At 48.5% G+C, this 24,701-nt stretch carries 28 protein-coding genes; 10 read left to right on the top strand and 18 right to left on the bottom strand.

Features of this window, described 5'->3' with window-relative positions; translation table 11 throughout:
* Positions 1 to 30: 30 nt before the first annotated feature.
* The 4 genes from csgG to csgD are packed head-to-tail and all read right to left on the bottom strand — an operon-like array spanning position 31 to position 2,376.
* Entirely contained in the window at positions 31 to 864 is an 834-nt protein-coding gene (gene csgG / locus FQ015_RS14560) for a curli production assembly/transport protein CsgG (RefSeq protein WP_001189321.1), read from the bottom strand.
* A 26-nt stretch (positions 865 to 890) separates the two neighbouring features.
* Positions 891 to 1,307, bottom strand: coding sequence for a curli production assembly/transport protein CsgF (csgF, locus tag FQ015_RS14555; protein WP_001264088.1), 417 nt, complete (start codon positions 1,305 to 1,307; stop codon positions 891 to 893).
* 24 nt (positions 1,308 to 1,331) lie between these two features.
* The gene (csgE, locus tag FQ015_RS14550; protein ID WP_000833288.1) at positions 1,332 to 1,721 is read right to left on the bottom strand and encodes a curli production assembly/transport protein CsgE; all 390 of its coding nucleotides are present in this window, start codon (positions 1,719 to 1,721) and stop codon (positions 1,332 to 1,334) included.
* Between the two features lie 4 nt (positions 1,722 to 1,725).
* Positions 1,726 to 2,376 (bottom strand): biofilm master transcriptional regulator CsgD, encoded by a 651-nt coding sequence (gene csgD / locus FQ015_RS14545; RefSeq protein ID WP_000481500.1) that lies wholly within the window; start codon positions 2,374 to 2,376, stop codon positions 1,726 to 1,728.
* Positions 2,377 to 3,130: 754 nt separating this feature from the next.
* Between csgD and csgB the strand changes: the two genes are divergently transcribed.
* The 6 genes from csgB (at position 3,131) to clsC (ending at position 6,956) form a co-directional block, all read left to right on the top strand.
* Entirely contained in the window at positions 3,131 to 3,586 is a 456-nt protein-coding gene (gene csgB, locus FQ015_RS14540) for a curli minor subunit CsgB (RefSeq protein ID WP_001360656.1), read from the top strand.
* A gap of 40 nt (positions 3,587 to 3,626) precedes the next feature.
* Entirely contained in the window at positions 3,627 to 4,082 is a 456-nt protein-coding gene (csgA, locus tag FQ015_RS14535; protein ID WP_039021652.1) for a curli major subunit CsgA, read from the top strand.
* Between the two features lie 58 nt (positions 4,083 to 4,140).
* A complete protein-coding gene (csgC, locus tag FQ015_RS14530; protein WP_000992818.1) occupies positions 4,141 to 4,473 on the top strand; it encodes a curli assembly chaperone CsgC in 333 nt (110 codons plus the stop codon).
* A 120-nt stretch (positions 4,474 to 4,593) separates the two neighbouring features.
* Positions 4,594 to 4,905, top strand: a complete 312-nt coding sequence (ymdA, locus tag FQ015_RS14525; RefSeq protein WP_000489582.1) for a protein YmdA — start codon at positions 4,594 to 4,596, stop codon at positions 4,903 to 4,905.
* A gap of 94 nt (positions 4,906 to 4,999) precedes the next feature.
* A complete protein-coding gene (ymdB, locus tag FQ015_RS14520; RefSeq protein ID WP_000857405.1) occupies positions 5,000 to 5,533 on the top strand; it encodes an O-acetyl-ADP-ribose deacetylase in 534 nt (177 codons plus the stop codon).
* Positions 5,475 to 6,956: a cardiolipin synthase ClsC gene (clsC, locus tag FQ015_RS14515; protein ID WP_001353293.1), complete on the top strand. Its 1,482-nt coding sequence runs from the start codon at positions 5,475 to 5,477 to the stop codon at positions 6,954 to 6,956. Before ymdB ends, clsC begins: the two co-directional genes overlap by 59 nt.
* 7 nt (positions 6,957 to 6,963) lie before the next feature.
* Here the strand turns inward: clsC and mdoC are convergent, their stop codons facing one another.
* On the bottom strand, positions 6,964 to 8,121 hold the full coding sequence (gene mdoC / locus FQ015_RS14510; RefSeq protein WP_160524205.1) for a glucans biosynthesis protein MdoC: 1,158 nt from the start codon (positions 8,119 to 8,121) through the stop codon (positions 6,964 to 6,966).
* Between the two features lie 393 nt (positions 8,122 to 8,514).
* On the opposite strand from mdoC, the gene mdoG reads away from it, so the two are divergent.
* The 3 genes from mdoG to FQ015_RS14495 all read left to right on the top strand — a co-directional run bounded on the left by mdoG (position 8,515) and on the right by FQ015_RS14495 (position 12,986).
* Entirely contained in the window at positions 8,515 to 10,050 is a 1,536-nt protein-coding gene (gene mdoG / locus FQ015_RS14505; RefSeq protein WP_077782421.1) for a glucans biosynthesis protein MdoG, read from the top strand.
* A complete protein-coding gene (gene mdoH / locus FQ015_RS14500) occupies positions 10,043 to 12,586 on the top strand; it encodes a glucans biosynthesis glucosyltransferase MdoH (protein WP_072039643.1) in 2,544 nt (847 codons plus the stop codon). The genes mdoG and mdoH overlap by 8 nt, the downstream gene beginning before the upstream one ends.
* A gap of 172 nt (positions 12,587 to 12,758) precedes the next feature.
* Entirely contained in the window at positions 12,759 to 12,986 is a 228-nt protein-coding gene (locus tag FQ015_RS14495) for a YceK/YidQ family lipoprotein (protein WP_039021654.1), read from the top strand.
* On the opposite strand, the gene FQ015_RS14490 is transcribed toward FQ015_RS14495, so the two are convergent.
* From FQ015_RS14490 to lpxL, 3 genes are all read right to left on the bottom strand, one after another.
* The gene (locus FQ015_RS14490) at positions 12,987 to 13,361 is read right to left on the bottom strand and encodes a MysB family protein (RefSeq protein WP_000180063.1); all 375 of its coding nucleotides are present in this window, start codon (positions 13,359 to 13,361) and stop codon (positions 12,987 to 12,989) included.
* Between the two features lie 82 nt (positions 13,362 to 13,443).
* Positions 13,444 to 14,670: a multidrug efflux MFS transporter MdtG gene (gene mdtG, locus FQ015_RS14485; protein ID WP_032183921.1), complete on the bottom strand. Its 1,227-nt coding sequence runs from the start codon at positions 14,668 to 14,670 to the stop codon at positions 13,444 to 13,446.
* Between the two features lie 171 nt (positions 14,671 to 14,841).
* Positions 14,842 to 15,762, bottom strand: coding sequence for a kdo(2)-lipid IV(A) lauroyltransferase (gene lpxL, locus FQ015_RS14480; protein WP_039021655.1), 921 nt, complete (start codon positions 15,760 to 15,762; stop codon positions 14,842 to 14,844).
* Positions 15,763 to 15,986: 224 nt separating this feature from the next.
* Between lpxL and trhO the strand changes: the two genes are divergently transcribed.
* The gene (gene trhO, locus FQ015_RS14475) at positions 15,987 to 17,039 is read left to right on the top strand and encodes an oxygen-dependent tRNA uridine(34) hydroxylase TrhO (protein ID WP_001353290.1); all 1,053 of its coding nucleotides are present in this window, start codon (positions 15,987 to 15,989) and stop codon (positions 17,037 to 17,039) included.
* 41 nt (positions 17,040 to 17,080) lie between these two features.
* Here the strand turns inward: trhO and FQ015_RS14470 are convergent, their stop codons facing one another.
* From FQ015_RS14470 to mdtH, 10 genes are all read right to left on the bottom strand, one after another.
* Positions 17,081 to 17,656, bottom strand: a complete 576-nt coding sequence (locus FQ015_RS14470; protein ID WP_000749261.1) for a YceI family protein — start codon at positions 17,654 to 17,656, stop codon at positions 17,081 to 17,083.
* A gap of 3 nt (positions 17,657 to 17,659) precedes the next feature.
* Positions 17,660 to 18,226 (bottom strand): cytochrome b, encoded by a 567-nt coding sequence (locus FQ015_RS14465; RefSeq protein WP_039021656.1) that lies wholly within the window; start codon positions 18,224 to 18,226, stop codon positions 17,660 to 17,662.
* A 261-nt stretch (positions 18,227 to 18,487) separates the two neighbouring features.
* Positions 18,488 to 18,601: a YceO family protein gene (locus tag FQ015_RS14460; RefSeq protein ID WP_001253418.1), complete on the bottom strand. Its 114-nt coding sequence runs from the start codon at positions 18,599 to 18,601 to the stop codon at positions 18,488 to 18,490.
* Positions 18,602 to 18,648: 47 nt separating this feature from the next.
* Positions 18,649 to 19,767 (bottom strand): N-methyl-L-tryptophan oxidase, encoded by a 1,119-nt coding sequence (gene solA, locus FQ015_RS14455; RefSeq protein WP_039021657.1) that lies wholly within the window; start codon positions 19,765 to 19,767, stop codon positions 18,649 to 18,651.
* 114 nt (positions 19,768 to 19,881) lie between these two features.
* The gene (gene bssS / locus FQ015_RS14450; RefSeq protein ID WP_000414437.1) at positions 19,882 to 20,136 is read right to left on the bottom strand and encodes a biofilm formation regulator BssS; all 255 of its coding nucleotides are present in this window, start codon (positions 20,134 to 20,136) and stop codon (positions 19,882 to 19,884) included.
* 289 nt (positions 20,137 to 20,425) lie between these two features.
* Positions 20,426 to 20,671, bottom strand: coding sequence for a DNA damage-inducible protein I (dinI, locus tag FQ015_RS14445; protein WP_001217754.1), 246 nt, complete (start codon positions 20,669 to 20,671; stop codon positions 20,426 to 20,428).
* Between the two features lie 73 nt (positions 20,672 to 20,744).
* Positions 20,745 to 21,791: a dihydroorotase gene (gene pyrC / locus FQ015_RS14440; protein WP_000126547.1), complete on the bottom strand. Its 1,047-nt coding sequence runs from the start codon at positions 21,789 to 21,791 to the stop codon at positions 20,745 to 20,747.
* Between the two features lie 105 nt (positions 21,792 to 21,896).
* Positions 21,897 to 22,457, bottom strand: coding sequence for a lipoprotein (locus FQ015_RS14435; protein WP_001353288.1), 561 nt, complete (start codon positions 22,455 to 22,457; stop codon positions 21,897 to 21,899).
* A 133-nt stretch (positions 22,458 to 22,590) separates the two neighbouring features.
* Entirely contained in the window at positions 22,591 to 23,238 is a 648-nt protein-coding gene (gene grxB, locus FQ015_RS14430) for a glutaredoxin 2 (protein WP_039021658.1), read from the bottom strand.
* Between the two features lie 63 nt (positions 23,239 to 23,301).
* Positions 23,302 to 24,510, bottom strand: a complete 1,209-nt coding sequence (gene mdtH, locus FQ015_RS14425) for a multidrug efflux MFS transporter MdtH (protein ID WP_000092207.1) — start codon at positions 24,508 to 24,510, stop codon at positions 23,302 to 23,304.
* Between the last annotated feature and the right edge of the window lie 191 nt (positions 24,511 to 24,701).

The raw sequence follows: 24,701 nt of genomic DNA, 5'->3' as shown, positions 1-24,701 counted from the left end.
GCCGGATGATAATTCCGGCATTTTTATCTATCAGGATTCCGGTGGAACCGACATATGGCGGTATTTCACCAGAATGTCATTCTGCCGTTCTGCTTTGTTCTGCAAATCCCAAAGACCGCGGTCGATACCATCATTAATCAGGAAAATGACGCCTGTTTCGATAGCCGACATCAGGCACAGCATAACGGGTTCGTTCGAGGTGTAACCTACTTCCCCTTCCAGCAAGCGCTGGTAGTCAATAAAGCGGAAGACCCCCGCCTGAACTTCATAGGAAAGTATCGTCTTACTGGTGTTCACCGAGGAGAGGATCTCACCGGTACTCACATTGACGACACGCAGGTTCACGGCAATCTGATCGAGCTGGTATTGCGTGTCTGCACCGATCCCAAAATATCTTGCCCCAACACCGCCCGATTTAACGTTGCTTTCATAACCGATAATCGAACCTTCAACCATGATATTTGCCGCCGTTAAAGATTGCAGCGGGATTCGGTTATTAATGGCAACCGTGCCGTTTTCTTGTGCTGCACGAATAATCTTGCGCTCGTTAAGCAGGTTTTGTAAGCCCTGGCGCTCCAGCGGTATAAACCAGCGAGAATCTTTCAATGCCGTGACCAGCATTGCCGTGGCGCTTTGCGGAACAGCAGTGGAGAAGTTACTTGCCGGGTAGGGTTTAAATTGCCCGGTTTCGTCCTGAATGTTGTATACCGAAACAAAGATCTTACCCGTCGGCGCTGGCAGATGGGTCAAATCTTTGTAGCTCTGAGCACGAGGCATTAATGTCGGTCTGGCGGCTTCTTTAGGCGGGGCGGTTAAGCATCCGCTCAGTAACATGACGGCAACCAAAAGAAATAAGCGCTGCATGATTATTTTCCTTATGAAGCTGGGGCTTAAAAATCGGTTGAGTTATTTTGTAAACCCGAAACCTGGATGGTCGAGGTTTGTCCGGTTTTGCGATCCGTCACATTCAACTGCAATTGACCATCGCGGTTAGCGATATCGACAATATAATCGTTGGTCACCATGCGGCCCGGTTTGCCGGTATTAATATTCGACAGTAGCCCACCTAAAATTTGTGACTGGATGGCCTGGGTAAAGTTATCTAACGCTGAGGGCGTTTCAATACCAAAGTCATCGTTATAGCTCGGATCTTTATAAGAGTTTTGTGCCTGGGCGCTATTTAATAAAAAAGCACCGTTATTTGGGTTACCACCAAAGTTTGGATTACGGAACTGGAAAGTCATGGTTCCAGCCCAACTTAAAGGCGAAATAAGCATGAGTAGAACTACTGCATGTTTGACACGCATTGCAGCCTCCGAACAATTTTTTATTTAGAATTCATCATGCGCCAAATCGCCCGTACTCAATAACGCCTGATTTATCTGGCGACGATTTAGTGCTTCTTCAGTTTGAATCAGTGCAAAGACGACAGTTTTTTCGAAGTCTCTTTTCAACGGGAATAAAAAAGTCTGGAAAATAACGTCCTGATTGACCGTTATTGTGATCCAACTTCCCCATCGTGCACTGGGCCTTTCATTAATCGTTAAGTTACCCGTATAGTCACTTTCCCATTTATCACTAAAGGCTCGGTAAAAATCATGGCCAATAGATGAAACAGTATGGTCAGTTAACAAGCCCGGGACTTCTACCTCAACGGCGTGAAGATTCCCTGCGGCGAACAGGAATTCTGCCGCCACAATCCAGCGTAAATAACGTTTCATGGTTTTATCGCCTGAGGTTATCGTTTGCCCAGGAAACCGCTTGAGTCCGGTTTTTTACGGCTATCTTCTTGAAAAGATTATAAAGATGCGTTTTAACCGTATTTTCGCTGATGAACAACGAACGAGCGATCTCGTTATTAGACGCGCCGATACGCAGCTTATTCAGGATCTCTTTTTCCCGATGAGTAAGGAGGGCTGATTCCGTGCTGTTATAACGATAGTTACCTGAATGCGTAATCAGGTAACTGGCAAGCTTTTGCGTAAAGTAGCATTCGCCGCGCAGGACGCCTTGCAACCCATTGACAACACGTTCTTGATCCTCCATGGCATAAAAAACGCCGTTGATATGAGGCCAGTTTTCAATGTCGCGGTACGGGTAATCTTCAGGCGTATTTAGCAACAATATTTTGATATTGTTGTTTTTCCTGCTCAAAGTATCCTGCCAATAATGGATAAGCTTTTTATCCGCTTCCATCATATCCAGAAGAATAATAGAGCCTGAAGATATATCGTCCAGAGAACGTTGAATATTATGTAATTTTCCTGTAATTGCCAGCGATTGTTTAAGGTGCTGCAAGAGAGCTGTCGCCTGCAAAGAAGGTTTAGTGATCAACAATAATGTATGACCATGGATACTATGGACTTCATTAAACATGATGAAACCCCGCTTTTTTTATTGATCGCACACCTGACAGCTGCCTCTAAAATAGAAGCACCAGAAGTACTGACAGATGTTGCACTGCTGTGTGTAGTAATAAATCAGCCCTAAATGGGTAAAATATAAAACTAATGGATTACATCTGATTTCAATCTAGCCATTACAAATCTTAAATCAAGTGTTAAACATGTAACTAAATGTAACTCGTTATATTAAAATGTTAATCTTAAGGTTTTATTAAGTTTAGAAATGATAGAAAAGTTGTACATTTGGTTTTTCTTGCACAATTTTAAAAAATCATACAAATGGTGCTAACTTGCTAATAATGCATATAAAAAATATTTCGGTGTAGTCCTTTCGTCATGTAAAACGTTCTTGTTTTTTCTCCACACCTCCGTGGACAATTTTTTACTGCAAAAAGACGAGGTTTGTCACGGCTTGTGCGCAAGACATATCGCAGCAATCAGCGACGGGCAAGAAGAATGACTGTCTGGTGATTTTTGATTGCGGAAAACCGAAATTTAAAAGAAAACAAAATATTTTTTTGCGTAGATAACAGCGTATTTACGTGGGTTTTAATACTTTGGTATGAACAAAAAAAGAAAAATACAACGCGCGGGTGAGTTATTAAAAATATTTCCGCAGACATACTTTCCATCGTAACGCAGCGTTAACAAAATACAGGTTGCGTTAACAACCAAGTTGAAATGATTTAATTTCTTAAATGTACGACCAGGTCCAGGGTGACAACATGAAAAACAAATTGTTATTTATGATGTTAACAATACTGGGTGCGCCTGGGATTGCAGCCGCAGCAGGTTATGATTTAGCTAATTCAGAATATAACTTCGCGGTAAATGAATTGAGTAAGTCTTCATTTAATCAGGCAGCCATAATTGGTCAAGCTGGGACTAATAATAGTGCTCAGTTACGGCAGGGAGGCTCAAAACTTTTGGCGGTTGTTGCGCAAGAAGGTAGTAGCAACCGGGCAAAGATTGACCAGACAGGAGATTATAACCTTGCATATATTGATCAGGCGGGCAATGCCAACGATGCCAGTATTTCGCAAGGTGCTTATGGTAATACTGCGATGATTATCCAGAAAGGTTCTGGTAATAAAGCAAATATTACACAGTATGGTACTCAAAAAACGGCAATTGTAGTGCAGAGACAGTCGCAAATGGCTATTCGCGTGACACAACGTTAATTTCCATTCGACTTTTAAATCAATCCGATGGGGGTTTTACATGAAACTTTTAAAAGTAGCAGCAATTGCAGCAATCGTATTCTCTGGTAGCGCTCTGGCAGGTGTTGTTCCTCAGTACGGCGGCGGCGGTCACCATGGCGGTGGCGGTAATAATAGCGGCCCAAATTCAGAGCTGAACATTTACCAGTACGGTGGCGGTAACTCTGCACTTGCTCTGCAAACTGATGCCCGTAACTCTGACTTGACTATTACCCAGCACGGTGGTGGTAACGGTGCAGATGTTGGTCAGGGCTCAGATGACAGCTCAATCGATCTGACTCAGCGTGGCTTCGGTAACAGCGCCACTCTTGATCAGTGGAATGGTAAAGATTCTACTATGACTGTTAAACAGTTCGGTGGCGGTAACGGTGCTGCTGTTGACCAGACTGCATCTAACTCCAGCGTTAACGTCACTCAGGTTGGCTTTGGTAACAACGCGACCGCTCATCAGTACTAATACATCCACTGTATTAAAGAAACAGGGCGCAAGCCCTGTTTTTTTTCGGGAGAAGAATATGAATGCGTTATTACTCCTTGCGGCACTTTCCAGTCAGATAACCTTTAATACGACCCAGCAAGGGGATATGTACACCATTATTCCTGAAGTCACTCTTACTCAATCTTGTCTGTGCAGAGTACAAATATTGTCCCTGCGCGAAGGCAGTTCAGGGCAAAGTCAGACGAAGCAAGAAAAGACCCTCTCATTGCCTGCTAATCAACCCATTGCTTTGACGAAGTTGAGTTTAAATATTTCCCCGGACGATCGGGTGAAAATAGTTGTTACTGTTTCTGATGGACAGTCACTTCATTTATCACAACAATGGCCGCCCTCTTCAGAAAAGTCTTAATTTGTTGAAATATCGAGCATAAGATGAATCTGGAGAGAATGGTCTGCTGCGGATCAGCCAACCTGAAAGTATGGATAACACAACCCTCAAGGATGACTAATCATTGAGGAAATAGAATAAATGTTCAGACCTTTTTTAAACTCTCTTATGCTCGGCAGTTTGTTTTTTCCTTTTATTGCCATCGCAGGAAGCACCGCGCAAGGGGGCGTGATCCATTTTTATGGCCAAATTGTGGAACCGGCATGTGACGTCAGCACCCAGTCATCACCCGTAGAAATGAACTGCCCACAGAATGGCTCTGTTCCGGGCAGAACCTATTCCAGCAAAGCGTTAATGAGCGGCAATGTCAAAAACGCGCAAATAGCCTCAGTAAAAGTGCAGTATCTTGATAAACAGAAAAAGCTGGCTGTAATGAACATCGAATATAACTAAGTTTCTGAACAACTCACCTTGCTGAGCAGAAAAATGCGATTTAACCAAAAAGCCTGCTGTACACTTAAGAAACAAGAAGGTGTAAGGAGGCGTTATGAAAACGCGTATTCATGTTGTGCAGGGTGATATTACCAAACTGGCCGTTGATGTGATTGTGAATGCGGCTAATCCGTCATTAATGGGAGGCGGCGGCGTCGATGGAGCCATTCATCGCGCAGCGGGTCCGGCCCTTCTGGATGCCTGTTTAAAAGTCAGGCAACAGCAGGGCGATTGCCCTACGGGGCATGCCGTTATTACGCTTGCAGGCGATCTTCCCGCGAAAGCCGTAGTGCACACCGTCGGCCCAGTCTGGCGTGGTGGTGAACAAAACGAAGACCAGCTTTTGCAGGATGCCTATCTCAATAGCCTACGACTGGTGGCGGCAAACAGCTATACGTCAGTGGCTTTTCCTGCAATTAGTACTGGGGTTTATGGTTACCCTCGCGCGGCAGCGGCTGAAATCGCAGTAAAAACCGTTTCAGAATTTATTACCCGTCACGCTTTACCCGAACAGGTATACTTTGTCTGTTATGATGAAGAAAACGCCCACCTCTACGAAAGACTCCTTACCCAACAAGGAGATGAATGATTTGCCCCGGCTGGCGAGCGCGGTGCTGCCACTGTGTTCGCAACATCCCGGTCAGTGTGGCCTTTTTCCTCTGGAGAAAAGTCTGGATGCGTTTGCCGCCCGGTATCGTCTGGCCGAAATGGCAGAGCATACGCTGGATGTTCAGTATTACATCTGGCAGGACGATATGTCGGGTCGGTTACTGTTTTCCGCCCTGTTAGCCGCAGCAAAGCGTGGCGTTCGCGTCCGTTTGTTGCTGGACGACAACAATACACCCGGACTTGACGACATTTTACGCTTGCTTGACAGTCATCCCCGCATTGAAGTCCGACTTTTTAATCCTTTTTCGTTTCGACTGCTACGTCCGCTTGGTTATATCACCGACTTTTCCCGTCTCAATCGCCGTATGCACAATAAAAGTTTCACCGTCGATGGTGTGGTGACTCTGGTGGGGGGACGAAATATTGGTGATGCCTATTTTGGTGCAGGGGAAGAGCCACTTTTTTCGGATTTAGATGTCATGGCAATAGGACCAGTTGTAGAGGACGTTGCCGATGATTTCGCCCGCTACTGGTATTGTAAATCGGTTTCACCCTTACAGCAGGTGCTGGATGTCCCGGAAGGTGAAATGGCGGATCGCATCGAGTTACCCGCCTCCTGGCATGACGATGCCATGACGCATCGTTATTTACGCAAAATGGAATCCAGCCCGTTTATAAATCATCTGGTTGATGGAACGTTGCCGCTTATCTGGGCGAAAACACGTTTATTAAGTGATGATCCGGCGAAAGGGGAAGGCAAGGCAAAACGGCATTCACTGTTACCGCAGCGCCTGTTCGATATCATGGGCTCACCCAGTGAACGCATCGATATTATCTCTTCCTATTTTGTACCGACACGCGCAGGTGTGGCGCAACTCTTACGGATGGTGAGAAAAGGGGTAAAGATTGCGATCCTAACCAATTCTCTTGCCGCTAACGATGTTGCTGTCGTCCATGCCGGATACGCGCGCTGGCGCAAAAAATTGCTCCGCTACGGCGTGGAATTATATGAACTCAAGCCGACGCGTGAACAAAGTAGTACGTTACACGATCGCGGCATAACCGGTAATTCCGGTGCCAGCCTGCATGCTAAAACCTTTAGCATCGATGGTAAAACGGTGTTTATTGGCTCTTTCAATTTCGATCCACGTTCGACATTGCTCAATACTGAAATGGGGTTCGTGATAGAGAGCGAAACGCTGGCACAGTTAATTGATAAACGCTTTATTCAGAGCCAGTATGATGCGGCCTGGCAGCTCCGTCTGGACAGGTGGGGGCGGATCAACTGGGTTGATCGTCATGCAAAGAAAGAAATTGTTCTCAAAAAAGAACCCGCTACCAGTTTCTGGAAGCGGGTTATGGTCAGACTGGCGTCGATATTGCCTGTGGAATGGTTATTGTAAACGCGGCTTAACGGGCTGGTGCTTTATCGTTCTCACGCTTAACAACCGGTTTACCAGAGAACAAAAACTTCAGTAACGGGATGCGTAAATGAATTTCATACAGAATTATCGCAATCCCTACTACGAATATCAGGCCACAGAGAAAACCAAGCCAGTTGGAGGTGATGTGCGGTGTAATGTACGCGCCGAAAAACAGCGTTAACGGGTGGTGAACCAGATAGATAAATAGCGATGCGTTAACAAAGTAAGTCACCCGCGCTGACTGGAAGTTAAGCAAACGGTGGCCGAAGGAGAAGACCACATTCACCATCCACAGACCGAGGACCATCGTGATCACCGACTCGGTTTCGTACATCCAGGCATCGCCACTGCCATAGCGCTGGTTGAGTAAGTAAGCGACAAATGCCAATGCTGCTGCAAGGGTACAGCCACGAGACGGCGTGGTAAACAAGGCTTTAAGATGAGGGAAAATGAAAGCCAGTGCGCCGAAGATAAAGAACGGCAAATAAAATAACGTTTGCATGACAATAAAATTGAACATGCCGTTACTCAGAATGGGTGGATACACAATAAAAATCGTTCTTCTTATTACCGCATAACCGATGCCGAGGCACAAAAAAATCACCGATAATTTTACCATCGAGAATTTTTTATTCGTTTTATCAGAATTTTCTAAATTATTTCTGATGCGTTTAAATATCCATACGCACAGCGTCGTCATGACCACTAACACCAGTAAAAACCACAGGTGTGATATTAATTCCCAGGCCAACGTATTATATTTGTCATACAATGACAGCCCAGGCCAACTTTCCGCTTTCCCTTTGACGTATTGCAGCATAATAAATTGCGGCAATGTCAGTAGGGGGATGGCTGTTAACATCGGGATCCCTACACGTTCGACACGTACTTTCCACCATTTTTTCAAGGGATAGCGTAAAAAAAGCATGTAAGAAAAGTACCCGGATATAACGAAAAATACCTGCATGCGGAACGAGTGGATGAAGTCATTAAAAAGGGTCAGCCATAATGACGGTTCGGCGCTATTCACATGCCATGTATGGCTCGAATAGATTAAAGAAATATGAAAAGGGATCCCTAACAACATCAGCCAGGCGCGGATGGAGTCGAGGAAATATTCACGTTGCGCGGGTACTGGGTTCATATATGGTTAACTAATCTCGGATTTTTCGTCTTATCCCTGTCGGGTTATGCCTTTAGGCTTGTTGCCATAGCGACACCGACCTGACCGCGCCAGACGCAGGCTTCAAGGTTTTTATGCATAGCATCATCGCTACCACTAACCAGAATGGAAGCGTCTGTAAGACGGTTGATAAATAAATTTGCTGGCAAACCCTACACGAAGTCGATGCTTCTGTCTTTAGGAGAAGCACGGAAAGTGAAAACGGTTGCAATCAGGTGCTTAATCCATGAGCCAGCGTGCTGAACGATACCGGGATTCTGTTGTCGGAATGGCTGGTTATCCATTAAAATAGATCGGATCGATATAAGCACACAAAGGGGGAAGTGCTTACTAATTATGAAACATAAACTACAAATGATGAAAATGCGTTGGTTGAGTGCTGCAGTAATGTTAACCCTGTATACATCTTCAAGCTGGGCTTTCAGTATTGATGATGTCGCAAAGCAAGCTCAATCCTTAGCCGGGAAAGGCTATGAGGCGCCTAAAAGCAACTTGCCCTCCGTTTTCCGCGACATGAAATACGCGGACTATCAGCAGATCCAGTTTAATCATGACAAAGCGTACTGGAACAATCTGAAGACCCCATTCAAACTCGAGTTCTACCATCAGGGTATGTACTTCGATACCCCGGTCAAAATAAATGAAGTGACTGCCACCGCAGTCAAACGAATCAAATACAGCCCGGATTATTTCACTTTCGGCGATGTTCAGCATGATAAAGACACGGTAAAAGACCTTGGTTTTGCCGGTTTTAAAGTGCTTTACCCGATCAACAGCAAAGATAAAAACGATGAAATCGTCAGCATGCTCGGGGCCAGCTATTTCCGCGTGATTGGCGCAGGTCAGGTTTATGGCCTTTCTGCCCGCGGCCTGGCAATTGATACCGCCTTGCCATCGGGTGAAGAATTTCCACGTTTCAAAGAGTTCTGGATCGAGCGTCCAAAACCGACTGATAAACGTTTAACCATTTATGCATTGCTTGACTCGCCGCGTGCGACAGGTGCTTACAAATTCGTGGTTATGCCAGGGCGTGACACGGTTGTGGATGTGCAGTCGAAAATCTATCTGCGCGATAAAGTCGGCAAACTGGGGGTTGCACCGTTAACCAGTATGTTCCTGTTTGGGCCGAACCAACCGTCGCCTGCAAATAACTATCGCCCGGAATTGCACGACTCTAACGGTCTCTCTATCCATGCCGGTAATGGTGAGTGGATCTGGCGTCCGTTGAATAACCCGAAACATTTAGCGGTCAGCAGCTTCTCGATGGAAAATCCGCAAGGCTTCGGTCTGTTGCAGCGCGGTCGTGATTTCTCCCGCTTCGAAGATCTCGATGATCGTTACGACCTCCGTCCAAGCGCATGGGTGACTCCGAAAGGGGACTGGGGCAAAGGCAGCGTTGAGCTGGTGGAAATTCCAACCAACGATGAAACCAACGATAACATCGTCGCTTACTGGACGCCGGATCAGCTGCCGGAGCCGGGTAAAGAGATGAACTTTAAATACACCATCACCTTTAGCCGTGATGAAGACAAACTGCATGCACCAGATAACGCATGGGTGCAACAAACGCGTCGTTCAACGGGGGATGTGAAGCAGTCGAACCTGATTCGCCAGCCTGACGGTACTATCGCCTTTGTGGTCGATTTTACCGGCGCAGAGATGAAAAAACTGCCAGAGGATACCCCGGTCACAGCGCAAACCAGCATTGGTGATAATGGTGAGATAGTTGAAAGCACGGTGCGCTATAACCCGGTTACCAAAGGCTGGCGTCTGGTGATGCGTGTGAAAGTGAAAGATGCCAAGAAAACCACTGAAATGCGTGCTGCGCTGGTGAATGCCGATCAGACGTTGAGTGAAACCTGGAGCTACCAGTTACCTGCCAATGAATAAGACAACTGAGTACATTGACGCAATGCCCATCGCCGCAAGCGAGAAAGCGGCATTGCCGAAGACTGATATCCGCGCCGTTCATCAGGCGCTGGATGCCGAACACCGCACCTGGGCGCGGGAGGATGACTCCCCGCAAGGCTCGGTAAAGGCGCGTCTGGAACAAGCCTGGCCAGATTCACTTGCTGATGGACAGTTAATTAAAGACGATGAAGGGCGCGATCAGCTTAAGGCGATGCCAGAAGCAAAACGCTCCTCGATGTTTCCCGACCCGTGGCGTACCAACCCGGTAGGCCGTTTCTGGGATCGCCTGCGTGGACGCGATGTAACGCCGCGCTATCTGGCTCGTTTGACCAAAGAAGAGCAGGAGAGCGAGCAAAAGTGGCGTACCGTCGGCACCATCCGCCGTTACATTCTGTTAATCCTGACGCTCGCGCAAACTGTTGTCGCGACCTGGTATATGAAGACCATTCTTCCATATCAGGGGTGGGCGCTGATTAATCCTATGGATATGGTTGGTCAGGATCTGTGGGTTTCCTTTATGCAGCTTCTGCCTTATATGCTGCAAACCGGTATCCTGATCCTCTTTGCGGTGCTGTTCTGTTGGGTGTCCGCCGGATTCTGGACGGCGTTGATGGGCTTCCTGCAACTGCTTATTGGTCGCGATAAATACAGTATATCTGCGTCGACAGTTGGCGATGAACCATTAAACCCGGAGCATCGCACGGCGTTGATCATGCCTATCTGTAACGAAGACGTGAACCGTGTTTTTGCTGGCCTGCGTGCAACGTGGGAATCAGTAAAAGCCACCGGGAATGCCAAACACTTTGATGTCTACATTTTGAGTGATAGTTACAACCCGGATATCTGCGTCGCAGAGCAAAAAGCGTGGATGGAGCTGATCGCTGAAGTCGGTGGCGAAGGTCAGATTTTCTATCGCCGCCGCCGTCGTCGCGTGAAGCGTAAAAGCGGTAATATCGATGACTTCTGCCGTCGCTGGGGCAGCCAGTACAGCTACATGGTGGTGCTGGATGCTGACTCGGTAATGACCGGTGATTGTTTGTGCGGCCTGGTGCGCCTGATGGAAGCCAACCCGAACGCCGGGATCATTCAGTCGTCGCCGAAAGCGTCCGGTATGGATACGCTGTATGCGCGCTGTCAGCAGTTCGCGACCCGCGTGTATGGGCCACTGTTTACAGCCGGTTTGCACTTCTGGCAACTTGGCGAGTCGCACTACTGGGGACATAACGCGATTATCCGCGTGAAACCGTTTATCGAGCACTGCGCACTGGCTCCGCTGCCGGGCGAAGGTTCCTTTGCCGGTTCAATCCTGTCACATGACTTCGTGGAAGCGGCGTTGATGCGCCGTGCAGGTTGGGGGGTGTGGATTGCTTACGATCTCCCGGGTTCTTATGAAGAATTGCCGCCTAACTTGCTTGATGAGCTAAAACGTGACCGCCGCTGGTGCCACGGTAACCTGATGAACTTCCGCCTGTTCCTGGTTAAGGGTATGCACCCGGTTCACCGTGCGGTATTCCTGACGGGCGTGATGTCTTATCTCTCCGCGCCGCTGTGGTTTATGTTCCTCGCGCTCTCTACTGCATTGCAGGTAGTGCATGCGTTGACCGAACCGCAATACTTCCTGCAACCACGGCAGTTATTCCCGGTGTGGCCGCAGTGGCGTCCTGAGCTGGCGATTGCACTTTTTGCTTCGACCATGGTGCTGTTGTTCCTGCCGAAGTTATTGAGCATTTTGCTTATCTGGTGCAAAGGAACGAAAGAATACGGCGGCTTCTGGCGCGTTACATTATCGTTGCTGCTGGAAGTGCTGTTTTCCGTGCTGTTGGCTCCGGTACGCATGCTGTTCCATACGGTCTTCGTCGTCAGCGCGTTCCTTGGCTGGGAAGTGGTGTGGAATTCACCGCAGCGTGATGATGACTCCACTTCCTGGGGCGAAGCATTCAAACGCCACGGCTCTCAGCTGCTGCTGGGGTTAGTGTGGGCGGTTGGTATGGCGTGGCTGGATCTGCGTTTCCTGTTCTGGCTGGCACCGATTGTTTTCTCGTTGATCCTGTCACCGTTTGTTTCGGTGATCTCCAGCCGTACTACAGTGGGTCTGCGTACCAAACGATGGAAACTGTTCCTGATCCCGGAAGAGTATTCACCGCCGCAGGTACTGCTTGATACCGATCGTTTCCTCGAGATGAATCGTCAACGCTCCCTCGACGATGGCTTTATGCATGCGGTGTTTAACCCGTCATTTAACGCTCTGGCAACCGCCATGGCGACGGCGCGTCACCGCGCCAGTAAGGTGCTGGAAATCGCCCGTGACCGCCACGTTGAACAGGCGCTGAACGAGACGCCAGAGAAGCTGAATCGCGATCGTCGCCTGGTGCTGCTAAGCGATCCGGTGACGATGGCCCGTCTGCATTTCCGCGTCTGGAATTCCCCTGAGAGATATTCTTCATGGGTGAGTTATTACGAAGGGATAAAGCTCAATCCACAGGCATTGCGTAAACCGGATACGGCTTCGCAATAAAAACGTAGTTGCCTGATGCGCTACGCTTATCAGGCCTACATTGCTCCTGCAATGTGTTGATTTTACAAGATTTTGTAGGTCGGATAAGGCGTTCACGCCGCATTAGGCAAAAACAACGAGCCAATAAAAATACCGGCGTTATGCCGGTATTTTTTTACGGAAGGGGTATCAAATGCGTTTAATTATGGTGAGCATCATGGTGACCTTGCTGTGTGGCTGTGGCAGCATCATTAGTCGCACTATACCGGGGCAGGGGCATGGCAACCAATATTATCCCGGTGTGCAATGGGATGTGCGTGACTCCGCCTGGCGTTACGTCACGATCCTTGATCTGCCATTCTCCCTGGTTTTTGATACTTTACTGCTGCCGATCGACATTCATCATGGCTCGTATGAGTAATTAACGTTCATCCCACTCATCAGCCGCTGCCCGTCCTTCCTCGGTATCCAGCGGTGGCTCAAGCTGAAATTCCCCCTCGTCCCATTCATGTAATGTATTCTCTTCCTGCCACTCCTGGCGGATCTCTATCTCATCATAGTCGCCATCAAAAACACTTTGCGCGGCTTCACCGCTAAGCATAGGTAAACATTCACCTTCTTCCCCTTCGTCGGCAAAAAACTCAACTTGCCACATGATGTCGCCGTCCTGCAAAACGTATTTTTGGGCATTGAACTGTTGCACATTCGCATTTTCGGCGTCGATGCCGGGGTTGTCTGCAAGAAATTCTTCGCGTGCAGCGTCAATGGCTTCTTCAAGCGTTGCGTACATGGTCATCACGATTCTCCCTTTGAGTTGATGAGGTTTCAGGGAAAAGGATAGCTGATTCTCCGCTATTGCAAGTATGAAAGGCGAAAAATCAGTTTGATACCTGGGGTATCCGACGACGGCGCAGACTGTTCCATGAATAGACTGCGTTGAATAACACTACGCCAGCGGTGACGAGGAATACCGCTCTGAAACCGTAGTTCGCTGAAATCGCTGCTCCCATCAATGGTCCGGTAACGTTGCCAATATCACGAAACGATTGGTTATAGCTGAAGATACGCCCGGCGATTTGGTTGCTCGAGTTGTAAACTAAGAGTGTCTGTACGGCGGGGAGTAGTGCACCATCCGCGGCACCGAGCAAAAAACGTAAAATCCCAAGTTGCAATGGCGTCTGAACATAAGACATTGGGATCAACAGCAGTACAGAAAAGATCAGCGCCGTAATCAGGATCTTTTCGGGGCCGATTCGATCGCCAAGTTTGCCGAGTCGTGGTGCACTCAGCAGAGCAGCCACGCCTGGCACCGAGGCGATCATGCCGCTGATAAAGGCGACATTACTGACGTTACCCGCCAGTTCGCGGACATACAGCGTCAGAATAGGGGCAATTGAACCCGTCGCCACCTGGATGATTAACGTGGTGACAAACAGGCTGAGTACCAGTTTCGGGTTTTTAAGTGATGTCACCACTTCCCGCATATGCAGCATCTCTTTTTTGCTGACTGGCTGGAATTTTTCTCGGATGCAAAACAGGGTGACGAAAAAGCATAGTATCAGCACACTGGCGGTAATAAAGAATACCGGACGTAAGCCGTAGCTATCGGCAAGCAAACCACCAGCCATTGGGCCGAGCAACGCGCCGCTAACGCCGCCTGTGGAGAGCGTACCCAGCGCCCAGCCGCTTTTATTACGCGGTACTTGTGTGGCGATAAGAGCATTAGCGTTGGGAACAAATCCGCCAAGCAAACCAAGCAGCGCCCGCAGGATCAAAAACTGCCAGATATTTTGTGCCATCCCCATTAACACCATCACGATGCCCATCCCAAGGGCAGAGCGTAATAGCATGAGTTTTCGTCCTTTACGGTCGGCGAGTCCACCCCAAAACGGTGAGGCGATGGCAGAAAATAAAAATGTAATGCTGAAGACAATACCGGACCACATATTCAAGGCGGAGTGGCCGGTAACGCCAAGCTGCTCAACGTAGAGGGGTAAGAAGGGCATTACCAGGCTGAAGGCGGCACCGGTAAGAAAACAGCCTAGCCAGGCGACGATCAGGTTTCGTTTCCAGTTTATAGGGGTGTCATTTTCACAGGGTGACATAGCAATCCGCTGTTGGTGCGCCAGGCGCGGTGAACATAAGAAGAAAAGATAAGCACACTAATTATGCGCCCGACTTCCAGGGGGCGCAATCCAGAGAGCTTTTATCGCTAAATCAGGGGGATTTGCTGTGGTAATGCCGGATGCCATTTTGAAGCATCCGGCTTGGGAGATTTAATAGCGTGAAGGAACGCCTTCCGGACGTGTTTTAAAGCGACGGTGTAACCACATATACTGCTCTGGTGCCATCATGATGCATTTTTCGACCACTTTGTTCATCCATGCGGCGGTGGTTTCGGCATCATCCAGCGGCGGAGAACACTCTGGCGGTAGCATAATCAACTGATACCCTTTGCCATCTGGCTTACGGCGTGGAACGAAGGGCACCAGACATGCGCCGGACATCCGTGCCAGCATCCAGGTTCCGGTTGTGGTCGCAGCCTGCTCAACGGCAAACAACGGGACGAAAACGCTTGAGCGCGGGCCGTAATCATGATCCGGTGCGTACCAGACCACTTCGCCTTTTTTCAGGGCTTTAATCATGCCTTTTAAATCTTTGCGATCGAGCATTGATTTATTTGAGCGCAAACGGCCCCAGGTTTGTAGCCAGTCAATCAGTGGGTTATCGTTCGGGCGGTAAACGCCAATCCCGGGTTCCTGCATACCAAATTGCCGCGCACCCAGCTCCAGAGTCAGAAAATGGATGCCAACTAACAGGATGCCGCGTTGTTGCGCCTGCACGTCACGAATGTGTTCCATGCCGATCACTTCCGTCCAGCGGGCGATCCTGCGGTCTGGCCAGAACCACGCCATGCCGGTTTCCATCAGCCCCATACCAACAGATTCGAAATTCTTCACCACCATTTCACGGCGTTCTTGTTCGCTCATTTCCGGGAAGCACAGTTCCAGGTTGCGATGCACAATTTTTGAGCGTCGTTTCATAAAACGTAACGCCAGTTTTCCTAATCCACAACCGAGGCGGTAGATAACCGGGTAGGGCAATTGCACGACTAACCAAAGTACGCCAATACCCAACCAGGTTAACCAATAACGCGGATGAAGCAGTGCGGTGGAGAACTTGGGTAGATTCGTCATATCAATCCTGTTTTTCAACCTATTCGGGCAATTGTATGTATTGTCGCATTTTTTCGCCCGCAACCAAAATTTGTGGGTGAAGACTGGGCGAAATTACCGCGCTTGTAAATAATAAATAATTTTTAATGTGCAAATGTAGCGTAAAATGTGTGGATGTTAATTATCGATAATTGCTATATCATGCCGCGGATTTTTACTTTCCCATCTCGCAGGAACCGTACACCATGCCAGTGTTACACAACCGCATTTCCAACGACGCGCTGAAAGCCAAAATGTTGGCTGAGCGCGAACCGCGCACCACCATTTCGTTTTATAAGTATTTCCACATCGCCGATCCGAAAGCGACCCGTGACGCTTTATATCAGCTGTTTACTGCGCTGAATATTTTTGGGCGAGTGTATCTGGCGCATGAGGGGATTAACGCGCAAATCAGTGTACCTGCGAGCAATGTTGAAACATTTCGCGCACAGCTATACGGCTTCGACCCGGCTTTAGATGGCTTACGTCTGAACATCGCGTTGGATGATGACGGGAAATCCTTCTGGGTACTGCGCATGAAGGTGCGCGATCGCATCGTAGCCGACGGTATTGACGATCCTCACTTTGATGCCAGCAATGTTGGTGAGTATCTGCAAGCGGCAGAAGTGAACGCCATGCTTGACGATCCCGATGCATTGTTTATCGACATGCGTAACCACTATGAGTATGAAGTGGGGCACTTTGAAAACGCGCTGGAAATTCCGGCAGATACCTTCCGTGAGCAGCTGCCAAAAGCAGTCGAGATGATGCAGGAACATAAAGATAAAAAAATCGTTATGTACTGCACCGGCGGCATTCGTTGTGAAAAGGCCAGTGCCTGGATGAAACATAACGGATTCAATAAAGTCTGGCATATCGAAGGCGGAATTATTGAATACGCCCGTAAGGCGCGCGAGCAGGGCTTACCGGTGCGTTTTATTGGCAAAAATTTTGTGTTTGACGAGCGGATGGGCGAACGTATATCTGATGAGATTATCGCGCATTGCCACCAGTGCGGTGCGCCGTGCGATAGCCATACCAACTGTAAAAATGATGGCTGCCACCTGCTGTTTATTCAGTGTCCAGTATGTGCAGAAAAATACAAAGGTTGTTGCAGTGAGATTTGCTGCGAAGAAAGCGCGTTACCGCCAGAAGAACAGCGACGCCGTCGGGCAGGACGTGAAAATGGCAATAAGATCTTTAATAAGTCTCGTGGACGTCTGAATACAACACTGGGCATTCCTGATCCAACAGAATAAATATCATTGCCGGATGCGAGCCATCCGGCAACATTTCACGCTTACTTCTGCTGTACGCCTTCCACTGAAATAATCAGATCCACTTCCTGAGAAGCGGGACCTAAATCTGTCTTGATATTGAAGTCTTTGAGCTTAATTTTGCCTTCGGCCTCAAAGCCTGCACGTTTACCGCCCCACGGGTCGTCGCCCTGACCAATTAATTTCGCTTCCAGCGTGACGGGTTTGGTGACCCCGTTCAGCGTCAGATCGCCGGTAATATCCAGCTCATCACCGTCTTTCTTTACGCTAGTGGAGGTGAATGTTGCCTGTGGATATTTTGCGGTATTGAGGAAATCTGCACTGCGAAGATGTTTATCGCGTTCGGCGTGATTAGTATCGACGCTGGTGGTGTTAATTGTCACATTCACTTTATCGGCAGCTGGATTTTTTTCATCAAAGGTAAAAGTACCGTCGAAATCTTTAAAGGTGCCATATAACCAGCTATAGCCAAGATGCTGGATGCGGAAGTTAACAAAGGCGTGCTGACCTTCTTTGTCAATTTTGTAATCGGCGGCAACCGCTGAACCCGCAGAGAACATCAAGGAAGCGAAGGTTAAACCAAGCAGGCTTTTTTTCATTTTTTATACTCCATAGTCAGATGACGACTTTCCCAGCATGCGCTTCAGAGTGTCGTCTTTATCGATGAAATGATGCTTCAGGGCCATAAATCCGTGCATAACGGACAGTACTACGACGCTCCACGCGAGCCAAAAATGCAGGGCACCGGCAAAGTCAGCCTGTGCGCCAGCGTCGGCGAGGGTCGCGGGGACGTCAAACCAGCCAAAAACGCTGATCGGTTTACCATCGGCAGTTGAGATCAGATAGCCGCTGATGCCGATGGCGAACAGCAATAGGTACAATGCGAGATGTCCAGCTTTTGCTGCAAGACGAGTCATGGGCGAATAACTCGGCAGCGGACCCGGCGGTGGAGATATGACACGCCACAGAACGCGAATAACCAGCCCCATCATTAACAAAATGCCGATGCTTTTATGCAGTTCCGGTGCCTGGTGATACCAGCCATCGTAATAACTGAGCGTGACCATCCACAGACCTAAAGCAAACATGCCATAGACAATAATTGCGCTTAGCCAATGTAAGGCCGCAGATATAACACCATAGCGTTCAGGGGTATTTGTGAATGACATAAGTGCATCCAAAACGAATTTGCGAGAGAAAGAAAATGGCGTGTCGGAGAATGAATTGCAACACAAAAATAACAAATTGAATGATATTTATTTTTATTTCAATAATTTTGAATTAATAATGAAAGAATCTTCATAAGTTTAGTGGGTTCAGCATCTGGAAGGTCTGGTGAGTGCTGTAGAGGCAGGAAGAATCTCATTCAATTTTTCACGCTAAATGAAAGGGAGATTAAATATTTGTCAGTTTATGTCAGTGCGGAAAAACTAAAAATAAAACACGTAGATCAGGTCCATAATTGCCAACAGTCCCCAGAGAAAAAGATAAAGCATCAGATGCTCGCGAATATTATTGATGAGATAGTGCAACAGCCGACGCATTAAATACTCCTGTAAAAACGGCCTCATTCTGGAGGCCGTAATGATGATTATTGGAAGCGGGAAAGCCTGAATGGTGTCAAATCAAAATCGCTTTTTTTGTCTTGCGCAAAATCGGCAGCTATTTCTCCTAAAACTGACGCAAATTTAAAACCGTGCCCGCTCAGGCCGGTAATGAGCAGTGTATTATCGTGGCCGGGTAGAGTATCGATAATAAAATCTTCGTCAGGCGAATTATCATAAGTGCAGGCTGCTCCGTACAGACAGCAACCGATACCCGGCAACACATTGCGCAAGAACGGGAAGGCTTCCGAGCCATCGCTGATGACTTCCGCAAACGGAACACGTTCATCCGCTGAATGGATAAGCTGGCCTCCGTTATGTTTGCCAATCTTCAACGCGTCGTTTTCTGCCGGAAAACCATAATATTGATCGCCATTGGGCAGTTCACCGGTAAACGCCGGGAATTTATTCTTCACGCTATAGCGACCATCGGCCTGATACCAGGCAAATACTTTGCGTACGGGCTGGACAGGCAGTTCCGGGAGCAGATCTTTTACCCATGTTCCCGCGCAGACGATCGCTTTTTTCGCCTGATACTCACCGTCAGCGGTTTCAATAGTTACGCCATCATCGTCATGACGAATTGCGGTGACCGGGCAGTTGAACAACTGCGCACAACCCGCTTCCTTCGCCAGTTGGATCCAGGTTTTAATCGCCAGTTCGCTGCGTAAAAAGCCGGAATCAGTCTCAAATAAGCCGATGTAGTTGTCCGGGACGCGTATTTCTGGCCAGCGTGCCATAATCCCTTGCGCATCGAGCTTTTCAACGTTGAGTTGCCACTGTTCAGCGCTGTGGGCGACGTTGGCGAGAAATGCGGAATCAGCCGGGCCAAGGTTAATGACACCCGAGCGTACAAAAATGGGATCTTCTTCGTTGTGGCGGGAGAGTTCATCCCACAGCGTTTGCGCGCGGAGGACCAGCGGGACATACTTTTCGCCTTCACCATAAGCATGGCGAATTAATCGCGTATCGCCGTGGTGGCTGCCGTGTTGATGCGGTGGCATATGGGCGTCGGTCATTAGCACGTTTAAACCGGCACGGGTTGCATAATACCCGGCGGCAGCACCTACGGAGCCGCTGCCAATAATGATGAGATCGTATTTCATTTTTTTCTCTCTGCTCTCATGGTTTAAGCAGAGTAATTAACTGAATGCAGATATACAACCCAGAAATGGTAAAGGCACCGGTGAGGTGCCTTTTGGGTGGATGGTCATGTCATGTTAATGACGCCGATACTCGTTTACCGGGAAATCACCGGATTCAATTTTGGCGATTCCTGCTTCTAATATCGAAATAAATTGTCTGGCAACATCAGTGGTTAACCAGAGCGTCTGACCAACTTCAGTCCCTTCCTGCTCGGACTTATTTGGGGTCTGGTAATGCAAACGCAACATCAGCGCATCATAGCTATCAACGGTGCTGATGTCCCACCCTACGAGCGGATGAGTCTGAATGACTTCATTATTTTTTTCCATCATGGCCCCCTAATTCGTGTTACTAGACAACGTTATTCGAGGTTCAATGCGTTTTTATCTGAAGCAACTTCAGTATACCAATAAGTAAGGGTATTCACCGAATTTTTAAAGGGGGGAACAGATAAATTTTTGCTTTTAAGATTTATATGAACAATAAAACAGCATGTCATTCATATTTTTTTAGCATATTGTGCAATTATTTTGAGGAAGTGTAGAAATTTTGTACTCGAAATTCGTAAGTAAAATAAAAAAGCCGGGGCGACCCGGCAAAAACAAAAATCACTGCATATTATTCGCTGACAAACCAGTCATCGGCGCTTTCCCACGTTTCCTGGAGAATTTCGCTAATGCGCTGTTTATCTTCTTTTGTTGCGCCAATAACCGATAAATTATTCGCTGCGGCATAACGTACCGATACGTGGCCTTCATTATCAGGAAACGCATACTGAATACGGCGGGAAAGTTCGCCAGCCAGGGCGTCAATAGCCCCAGCTGGCAATGGAGAAGTTTTCGCTATGGTGACTTCAATTCGCATAATAGCCCCCTGTTGAATATACTGGTTATTTATACAGTTAAAATAACCTAATGACAACAGGAAGCTACGATTTTTATTGTTTAACGGACCAGCGTACCGTTTCCCCGGCGAGGAATGGCACCAGTGTGTCATCAGTCAATGCGATGCTTTCAGCAACCTGTTGCTCTTCGCGGACCAGTTCGATGAATGTGTCGTTGACCGGCAAGCCATAGAACTGTGGGCCGTTTACAGAACAGAATGCTTCAAAGTGCTGCAGAGCATTCATCTCTTCAAAGACGGTAGCGTAACTGCCCAGCGCGGTTGGGGCGTTGAAGCAGCCCGCGCAGCCGCAGCTGCTCTCTTTGCGATGACGTGCATGCGGCGCAGAATCCGTACCGAGGAATACGCGATTAAAACCGCTGGCGACCAGTTCACGCAGTGCCTGTTGGTGAATATTGCGTTTGAGGATGGGTAGACAATACAGGTGTGGACGCACGCCACCAACCAGCATATGGTTGCGGTTAAACATCAGATGCTGCGGCGTGATGGTGGCCGCCAGACGTTCATTTCCGTTACGGACATAGTCGGCAGCATCTTTGGTGGTGATGTGCTCAAAAACGACTTTCAGCGCGGTCAGGCGCTGGCGAAGCGGTTCCATTACGCTTTCTATAAAGCGCGCCTCACGATCAAAAATGTCGATATCTGCATGTGTCACTTCGCCATGCACCAGTAGCGGCATACCGATTTTTTCCATGCGCTCAAGTACCGGCATGATTGCATCAACCGACGTCACGCCGTGGCTGGAGTTAGTGGTTGCGTTTGCGGGGTAAAGTTTTGCAGCGGTGAACACGCCTTCGTTAAATCCACGTTCCAGCTCATTAGGGTCCAGCGAATCTGTTAAATAACAGGTCATCAGCGGGGTGAAATCGTGCCCGGCAGGTACGGCGTCGAGAATACGCTGGCGATATGCCACGGCAGCCTCAACGGTTGTCACGGGCGGAGCCAGATTGGGCATTACGATAGCCCGTCCATATATTTCGCTGGTATAAGGCACGACAGTTTTTAACATGTCGCCATCGCGGAGGTGAAGGTGCCAGTCGTCTGGGCGGCGGATCTTTAATACCTGGGATGGTGCAGTCATTAATCTCTATGCTCCGGCTGAAGGGATGTTTTTGCCGGACACAAAGGATAAGCGGAAACGTTTTCCTTTGCACGAAAAATAAAGGGCGCAAATGCGCCCTCGTGATTAATCAGTAAACGGAATGACAATTTCACCAGGCTTCACTTCAATACCTTTCGCCAGTTTCTTCGCCATTGCTTCGCCCTTACTGCCATCTTCGCGCAGGACATAAGCAGGTTGCTGGTTAAAGTAATTGCGTAATGCCTGGTTCAAATAGGGAAGCAACGTTTGCATCACCGTTTGCATTTTTTCCGGTTGTACCGTCGCATCGACTACTTCCATCTCTTTCAGGAAGATCGCGCCTTTTTCTTTATCAAACACAGGCAGCGCTTTCAGCTTCAGTTTCATGGTCGCTTTCTGGCTACCGAACAGGGAGTTCATGTCCAGATTGGCGTCTCCGGTTAGGGTAACCTTATTCGGCTCTTCGCGACCAATTTGGCTGGTCAGGTTTGTCAGAACAATATGGGCGTCAGCCACGCCGGGTAAACCGATATCTTTTGAGAAATTATTATGTTTCGCAAGCGACTGGTTAATTTCTTGTTCGGTGATGGTGTATTGGGTGAGTTGATTACAGCCAACGAGCAGGCCACTGACGAACAATACAGCGGCAAATAAAAACTTGTTCATGGTAGTCCTCGACATGAAATCTGCGTCAATATCCTGACACAACGCAGCATGTGTCACCAGCGATAAACTCGCCAGCAGAAAAAACTGAAAACGGCGGCAACCCGCGAATACAGGCTGCCGCGGCGGGTCAGGATTAAATCGCCATTGATGATAACAAATTGATTTGTGTCTGTTTCGCCATATTATCGCGGTAATCAGCAACGCGGCTTGGCCAGTTGATTCCGGCTATCAGCGTCAGATTACGCAGGAGCGGAAATAGCTGAATATCGTCTTCCGAAAGTTCGCCATTCACGGCGTTCGGTTTGACGATAAGTTTGTCCAGCGCACGTAAATCATCGCTGATATTCTTAATCAGACCGTCAGAGTGGGCCAGCAGGTCGGCAAAATTACCCGCGCTGGCTTCTTTCTTGTCGACAAAATATTTGCGCGCGGCGGGAGTAGAAAACTCATCAAATGCCGATTTGGCAAAACGCGGTAACAGCAGTTTGTTGGCGTAGCCGTTGACCTTGCGCAGCCATTCTTCAATGGCAGGTGAACGTTTGCCGGTCAGTAACGGTTTGCCGTCGAGTTTATCGACATAGTGAACGATGTCCATGCTTTCTGGCATATAGCGGCTGTCATCTTTTTGCAGAATGGGAACCTGTTTTTGACCGACCATCCGGGTGGGTGTTTCTGCGTCGTCATTGAGCAGAACATGTAATTCGACGGGGATATTTTTCAGGCCGAAAATCATGCGGGCTTTGAGGCAGTAAGGGCAGTGATCGTAAATGTATAGCTTCACGTGACTCCTCCATTTGGCTGTCAGTTCACTTTCAGTATGGAGGAGTCAGGGGGGAGTATCAAATCAGGCGTCGCGTTCCAGCAAACGACGGGCGGTGCGTTTCTGGCTAAACTGCCAACCCAGCGCAAGGAAAGTGAAGATGCCAATAATGCCCAGCATCATCCACGGAAGCTCTGGTTGGTGCGCTGATTTACCCAAGTCAAATAGCCAGCCACCACCGATATAACCAATCGCGCCGCCAATCGCCAGACCCAGACGGCTAAACCCCATATAGCTGCCGCGTGCTCTTGCATCTGCCAGCGAAGCACTTAAGGTTTCGCGCGCAGGCTCAGCAATGATCGACCCGATATAAAACAGACAAATCAGAGTGAAAAGTTGTTGTAGCCCGCTGACCATACCCACTGGCATCATGCTTAATGACATTATTAATAGTCCAGCCATCAATCGGTGTTCCAGACGAAAATGTTTTTCACTCCAGCGGGCGATAGGGTAGAGCAATGTTAACGACAGACACGCCTCAATGGCATACATCCATTTAACGGCAGACGGCGCGCCCGCGACGTCGTTGACCATGATCGGCAGCATCAGCATCACTTGTACAGCCAGCATGTAGTAACCCGCCAGCGTCAGTACATAGGTGACAAAACGCTTGTCGCGCATCACGCGGGTCATGCCTTCGCGAACGGGCGTGCGTACGGTGGAGAGTTTCCATGCCGGTAACAACCAGGCATTAAACGCAGCACACAGCACAAACAAAACGGCTCCTGTGGCGCAGACCAGGCGAAAGTCGTATTGCAACAGCCAGCTTCCCAACAATGCGCCAATAACAGCACCAGCGCTGTCTTGCATCATTAATAGTGAGAAAAAACGGCCACGCTGCTGCGGGCGGATTAGTTTCACCACCAGCGCCGAACGCGGAGGATCAAACAACGTGCCGCCGAGTCCCGAAAGCAGGCATGAAAACCACAGTAGCCACGGTTCGTGGGCGATACCCATTGTGGCGAATCCGGCGGCACGCATCAGCATACCGGTGACAATCATCGGTTTGGCACCAAAGCGGTCGGCAATTGCGCCGCCGAAAATCCCCAGACCTTGCTGAATAAACTGGCGTAGGCCGAGGGCAATACCGACCATGACGGCGGCCCAGCCCATTTGATCAACGAAGCGGATAGAGATCAGCGGGAAGACAACAAAGAACCCCAGCACGACCAGCATATTATCGATGAGCAGGAAATATTTACCCAGGTTCCTCGCCTGCGACACGCGGGACATTTCCCCTCCCGGGAAATAAAAGATGAGCACTTTCTATTCTGCATTGCCGCTAAGACTTTTCCCATCACTTCGGGGACAATATTTTTTTATCAAAACGTCGCTTTGATAGAGAGTTTTTATCAAATATGTGAATAATGCAGAAAATGGCATTCTGGACTTTTCACAGGGTCTGGTTGCGCAGGTATAGTAAT

This window comes from Escherichia sp. HH26CH (genome assembly GCF_009820205.1).
Classification (GTDB): Bacteria; Pseudomonadota; Gammaproteobacteria; order Enterobacterales; family Enterobacteriaceae; genus Escherichia; species Escherichia coli_F.
Note: the sequence above shows the minus strand (reverse complement) of the source record. Positions and strands in the feature narration are given on the sequence as shown.

Excerpts from the sequence above, each read along its gene's own strand:
- mdoH (WP_072039643.1), top strand. The coding sequence starts at position 10,043 with ATGAATAAGACAACTGAGTACATTGACGCAATGCCCATCGCCGCAAGC.
- csgF (WP_001264088.1), bottom strand. The coding sequence starts at position 1,307 with ATGCGTGTCAAACATGCAGTAGTTCTACTCATGCTTATTTCGCCTTTA.
- mdtG (WP_032183921.1), bottom strand. The coding sequence starts at position 14,670 with ATGTCACCCTGTGAAAATGACACCCCTATAAACTGGAAACGAAACCTG.
- FQ015_RS14470 (WP_000749261.1), bottom strand. The coding sequence starts at position 17,656 with ATGAAAAAAAGCCTGCTTGGTTTAACCTTCGCTTCCTTGATGTTCTCT.
- mdoC (WP_160524205.1), bottom strand. The coding sequence starts at position 8,121 with ATGAACCCAGTACCCGCGCAACGTGAATATTTCCTCGACTCCATCCGC.
- FQ015_RS14465 (WP_039021656.1), bottom strand. The coding sequence starts at position 18,226 with ATGTCATTCACAAATACCCCTGAACGCTATGGTGTTATATCTGCGGCC.
- FQ015_RS14495 (WP_039021654.1), top strand. The coding sequence starts at position 12,759 with ATGCGTTTAATTATGGTGAGCATCATGGTGACCTTGCTGTGTGGCTGT.
- dinI (WP_001217754.1), bottom strand. The coding sequence starts at position 20,671 with ATGCGAATTGAAGTCACCATAGCGAAAACTTCTCCATTGCCAGCTGGG.
- csgG (WP_001189321.1), bottom strand. The coding sequence starts at position 864 with ATGCAGCGCTTATTTCTTTTGGTTGCCGTCATGTTACTGAGCGGATGC.
- csgC (WP_000992818.1), top strand. The coding sequence starts at position 4,141 with ATGAATGCGTTATTACTCCTTGCGGCACTTTCCAGTCAGATAACCTTT.
- ymdB (WP_000857405.1), top strand. The coding sequence starts at position 5,000 with ATGAAAACGCGTATTCATGTTGTGCAGGGTGATATTACCAAACTGGCC.
- lpxL (WP_039021655.1), bottom strand. The coding sequence starts at position 15,762 with ATGACGAATCTACCCAAGTTCTCCACCGCACTGCTTCATCCGCGTTAT.
- csgE (WP_000833288.1), bottom strand. The coding sequence starts at position 1,721 with ATGAAACGTTATTTACGCTGGATTGTGGCGGCAGAATTCCTGTTCGCC.
- trhO (WP_001353290.1), top strand. The coding sequence starts at position 15,987 with ATGCCAGTGTTACACAACCGCATTTCCAACGACGCGCTGAAAGCCAAA.
- pyrC (WP_000126547.1), bottom strand. The coding sequence starts at position 21,791 with ATGACTGCACCATCCCAGGTATTAAAGATCCGCCGCCCAGACGACTGG.
- bssS (WP_000414437.1), bottom strand. The coding sequence starts at position 20,136 with ATGGAAAAAAATAATGAAGTCATTCAGACTCATCCGCTCGTAGGGTGG.
- FQ015_RS14490 (WP_000180063.1), bottom strand. The coding sequence starts at position 13,361 with ATGACCATGTACGCAACGCTTGAAGAAGCCATTGACGCTGCACGCGAA.
- csgB (WP_001360656.1), top strand. The coding sequence starts at position 3,131 with ATGAAAAACAAATTGTTATTTATGATGTTAACAATACTGGGTGCGCCT.
- FQ015_RS14460 (WP_001253418.1), bottom strand. The coding sequence starts at position 18,601 with ATGCGTCGGCTGTTGCACTATCTCATCAATAATATTCGCGAGCATCTG.
- clsC (WP_001353293.1), top strand. The coding sequence starts at position 5,475 with ATGATGAAGAAAACGCCCACCTCTACGAAAGACTCCTTACCCAACAAG.
- mdoG (WP_077782421.1), top strand. The coding sequence starts at position 8,515 with ATGATGAAAATGCGTTGGTTGAGTGCTGCAGTAATGTTAACCCTGTAT.
- ymdA (WP_000489582.1), top strand. The coding sequence starts at position 4,594 with ATGTTCAGACCTTTTTTAAACTCTCTTATGCTCGGCAGTTTGTTTTTT.
- csgA (WP_039021652.1), top strand. The coding sequence starts at position 3,627 with ATGAAACTTTTAAAAGTAGCAGCAATTGCAGCAATCGTATTCTCTGGT.
- mdtH (WP_000092207.1), bottom strand. The coding sequence starts at position 24,510 with ATGTCCCGCGTGTCGCAGGCGAGGAACCTGGGTAAATATTTCCTGCTC.
- solA (WP_039021657.1), bottom strand. The coding sequence starts at position 19,767 with ATGAAATACGATCTCATCATTATTGGCAGCGGCTCCGTAGGTGCTGCC.
- FQ015_RS14435 (WP_001353288.1), bottom strand. The coding sequence starts at position 22,457 with ATGAACAAGTTTTTATTTGCCGCTGTATTGTTCGTCAGTGGCCTGCTC.
- csgD (WP_000481500.1), bottom strand. The coding sequence starts at position 2,376 with ATGTTTAATGAAGTCCATAGTATCCATGGTCATACATTATTGTTGATC.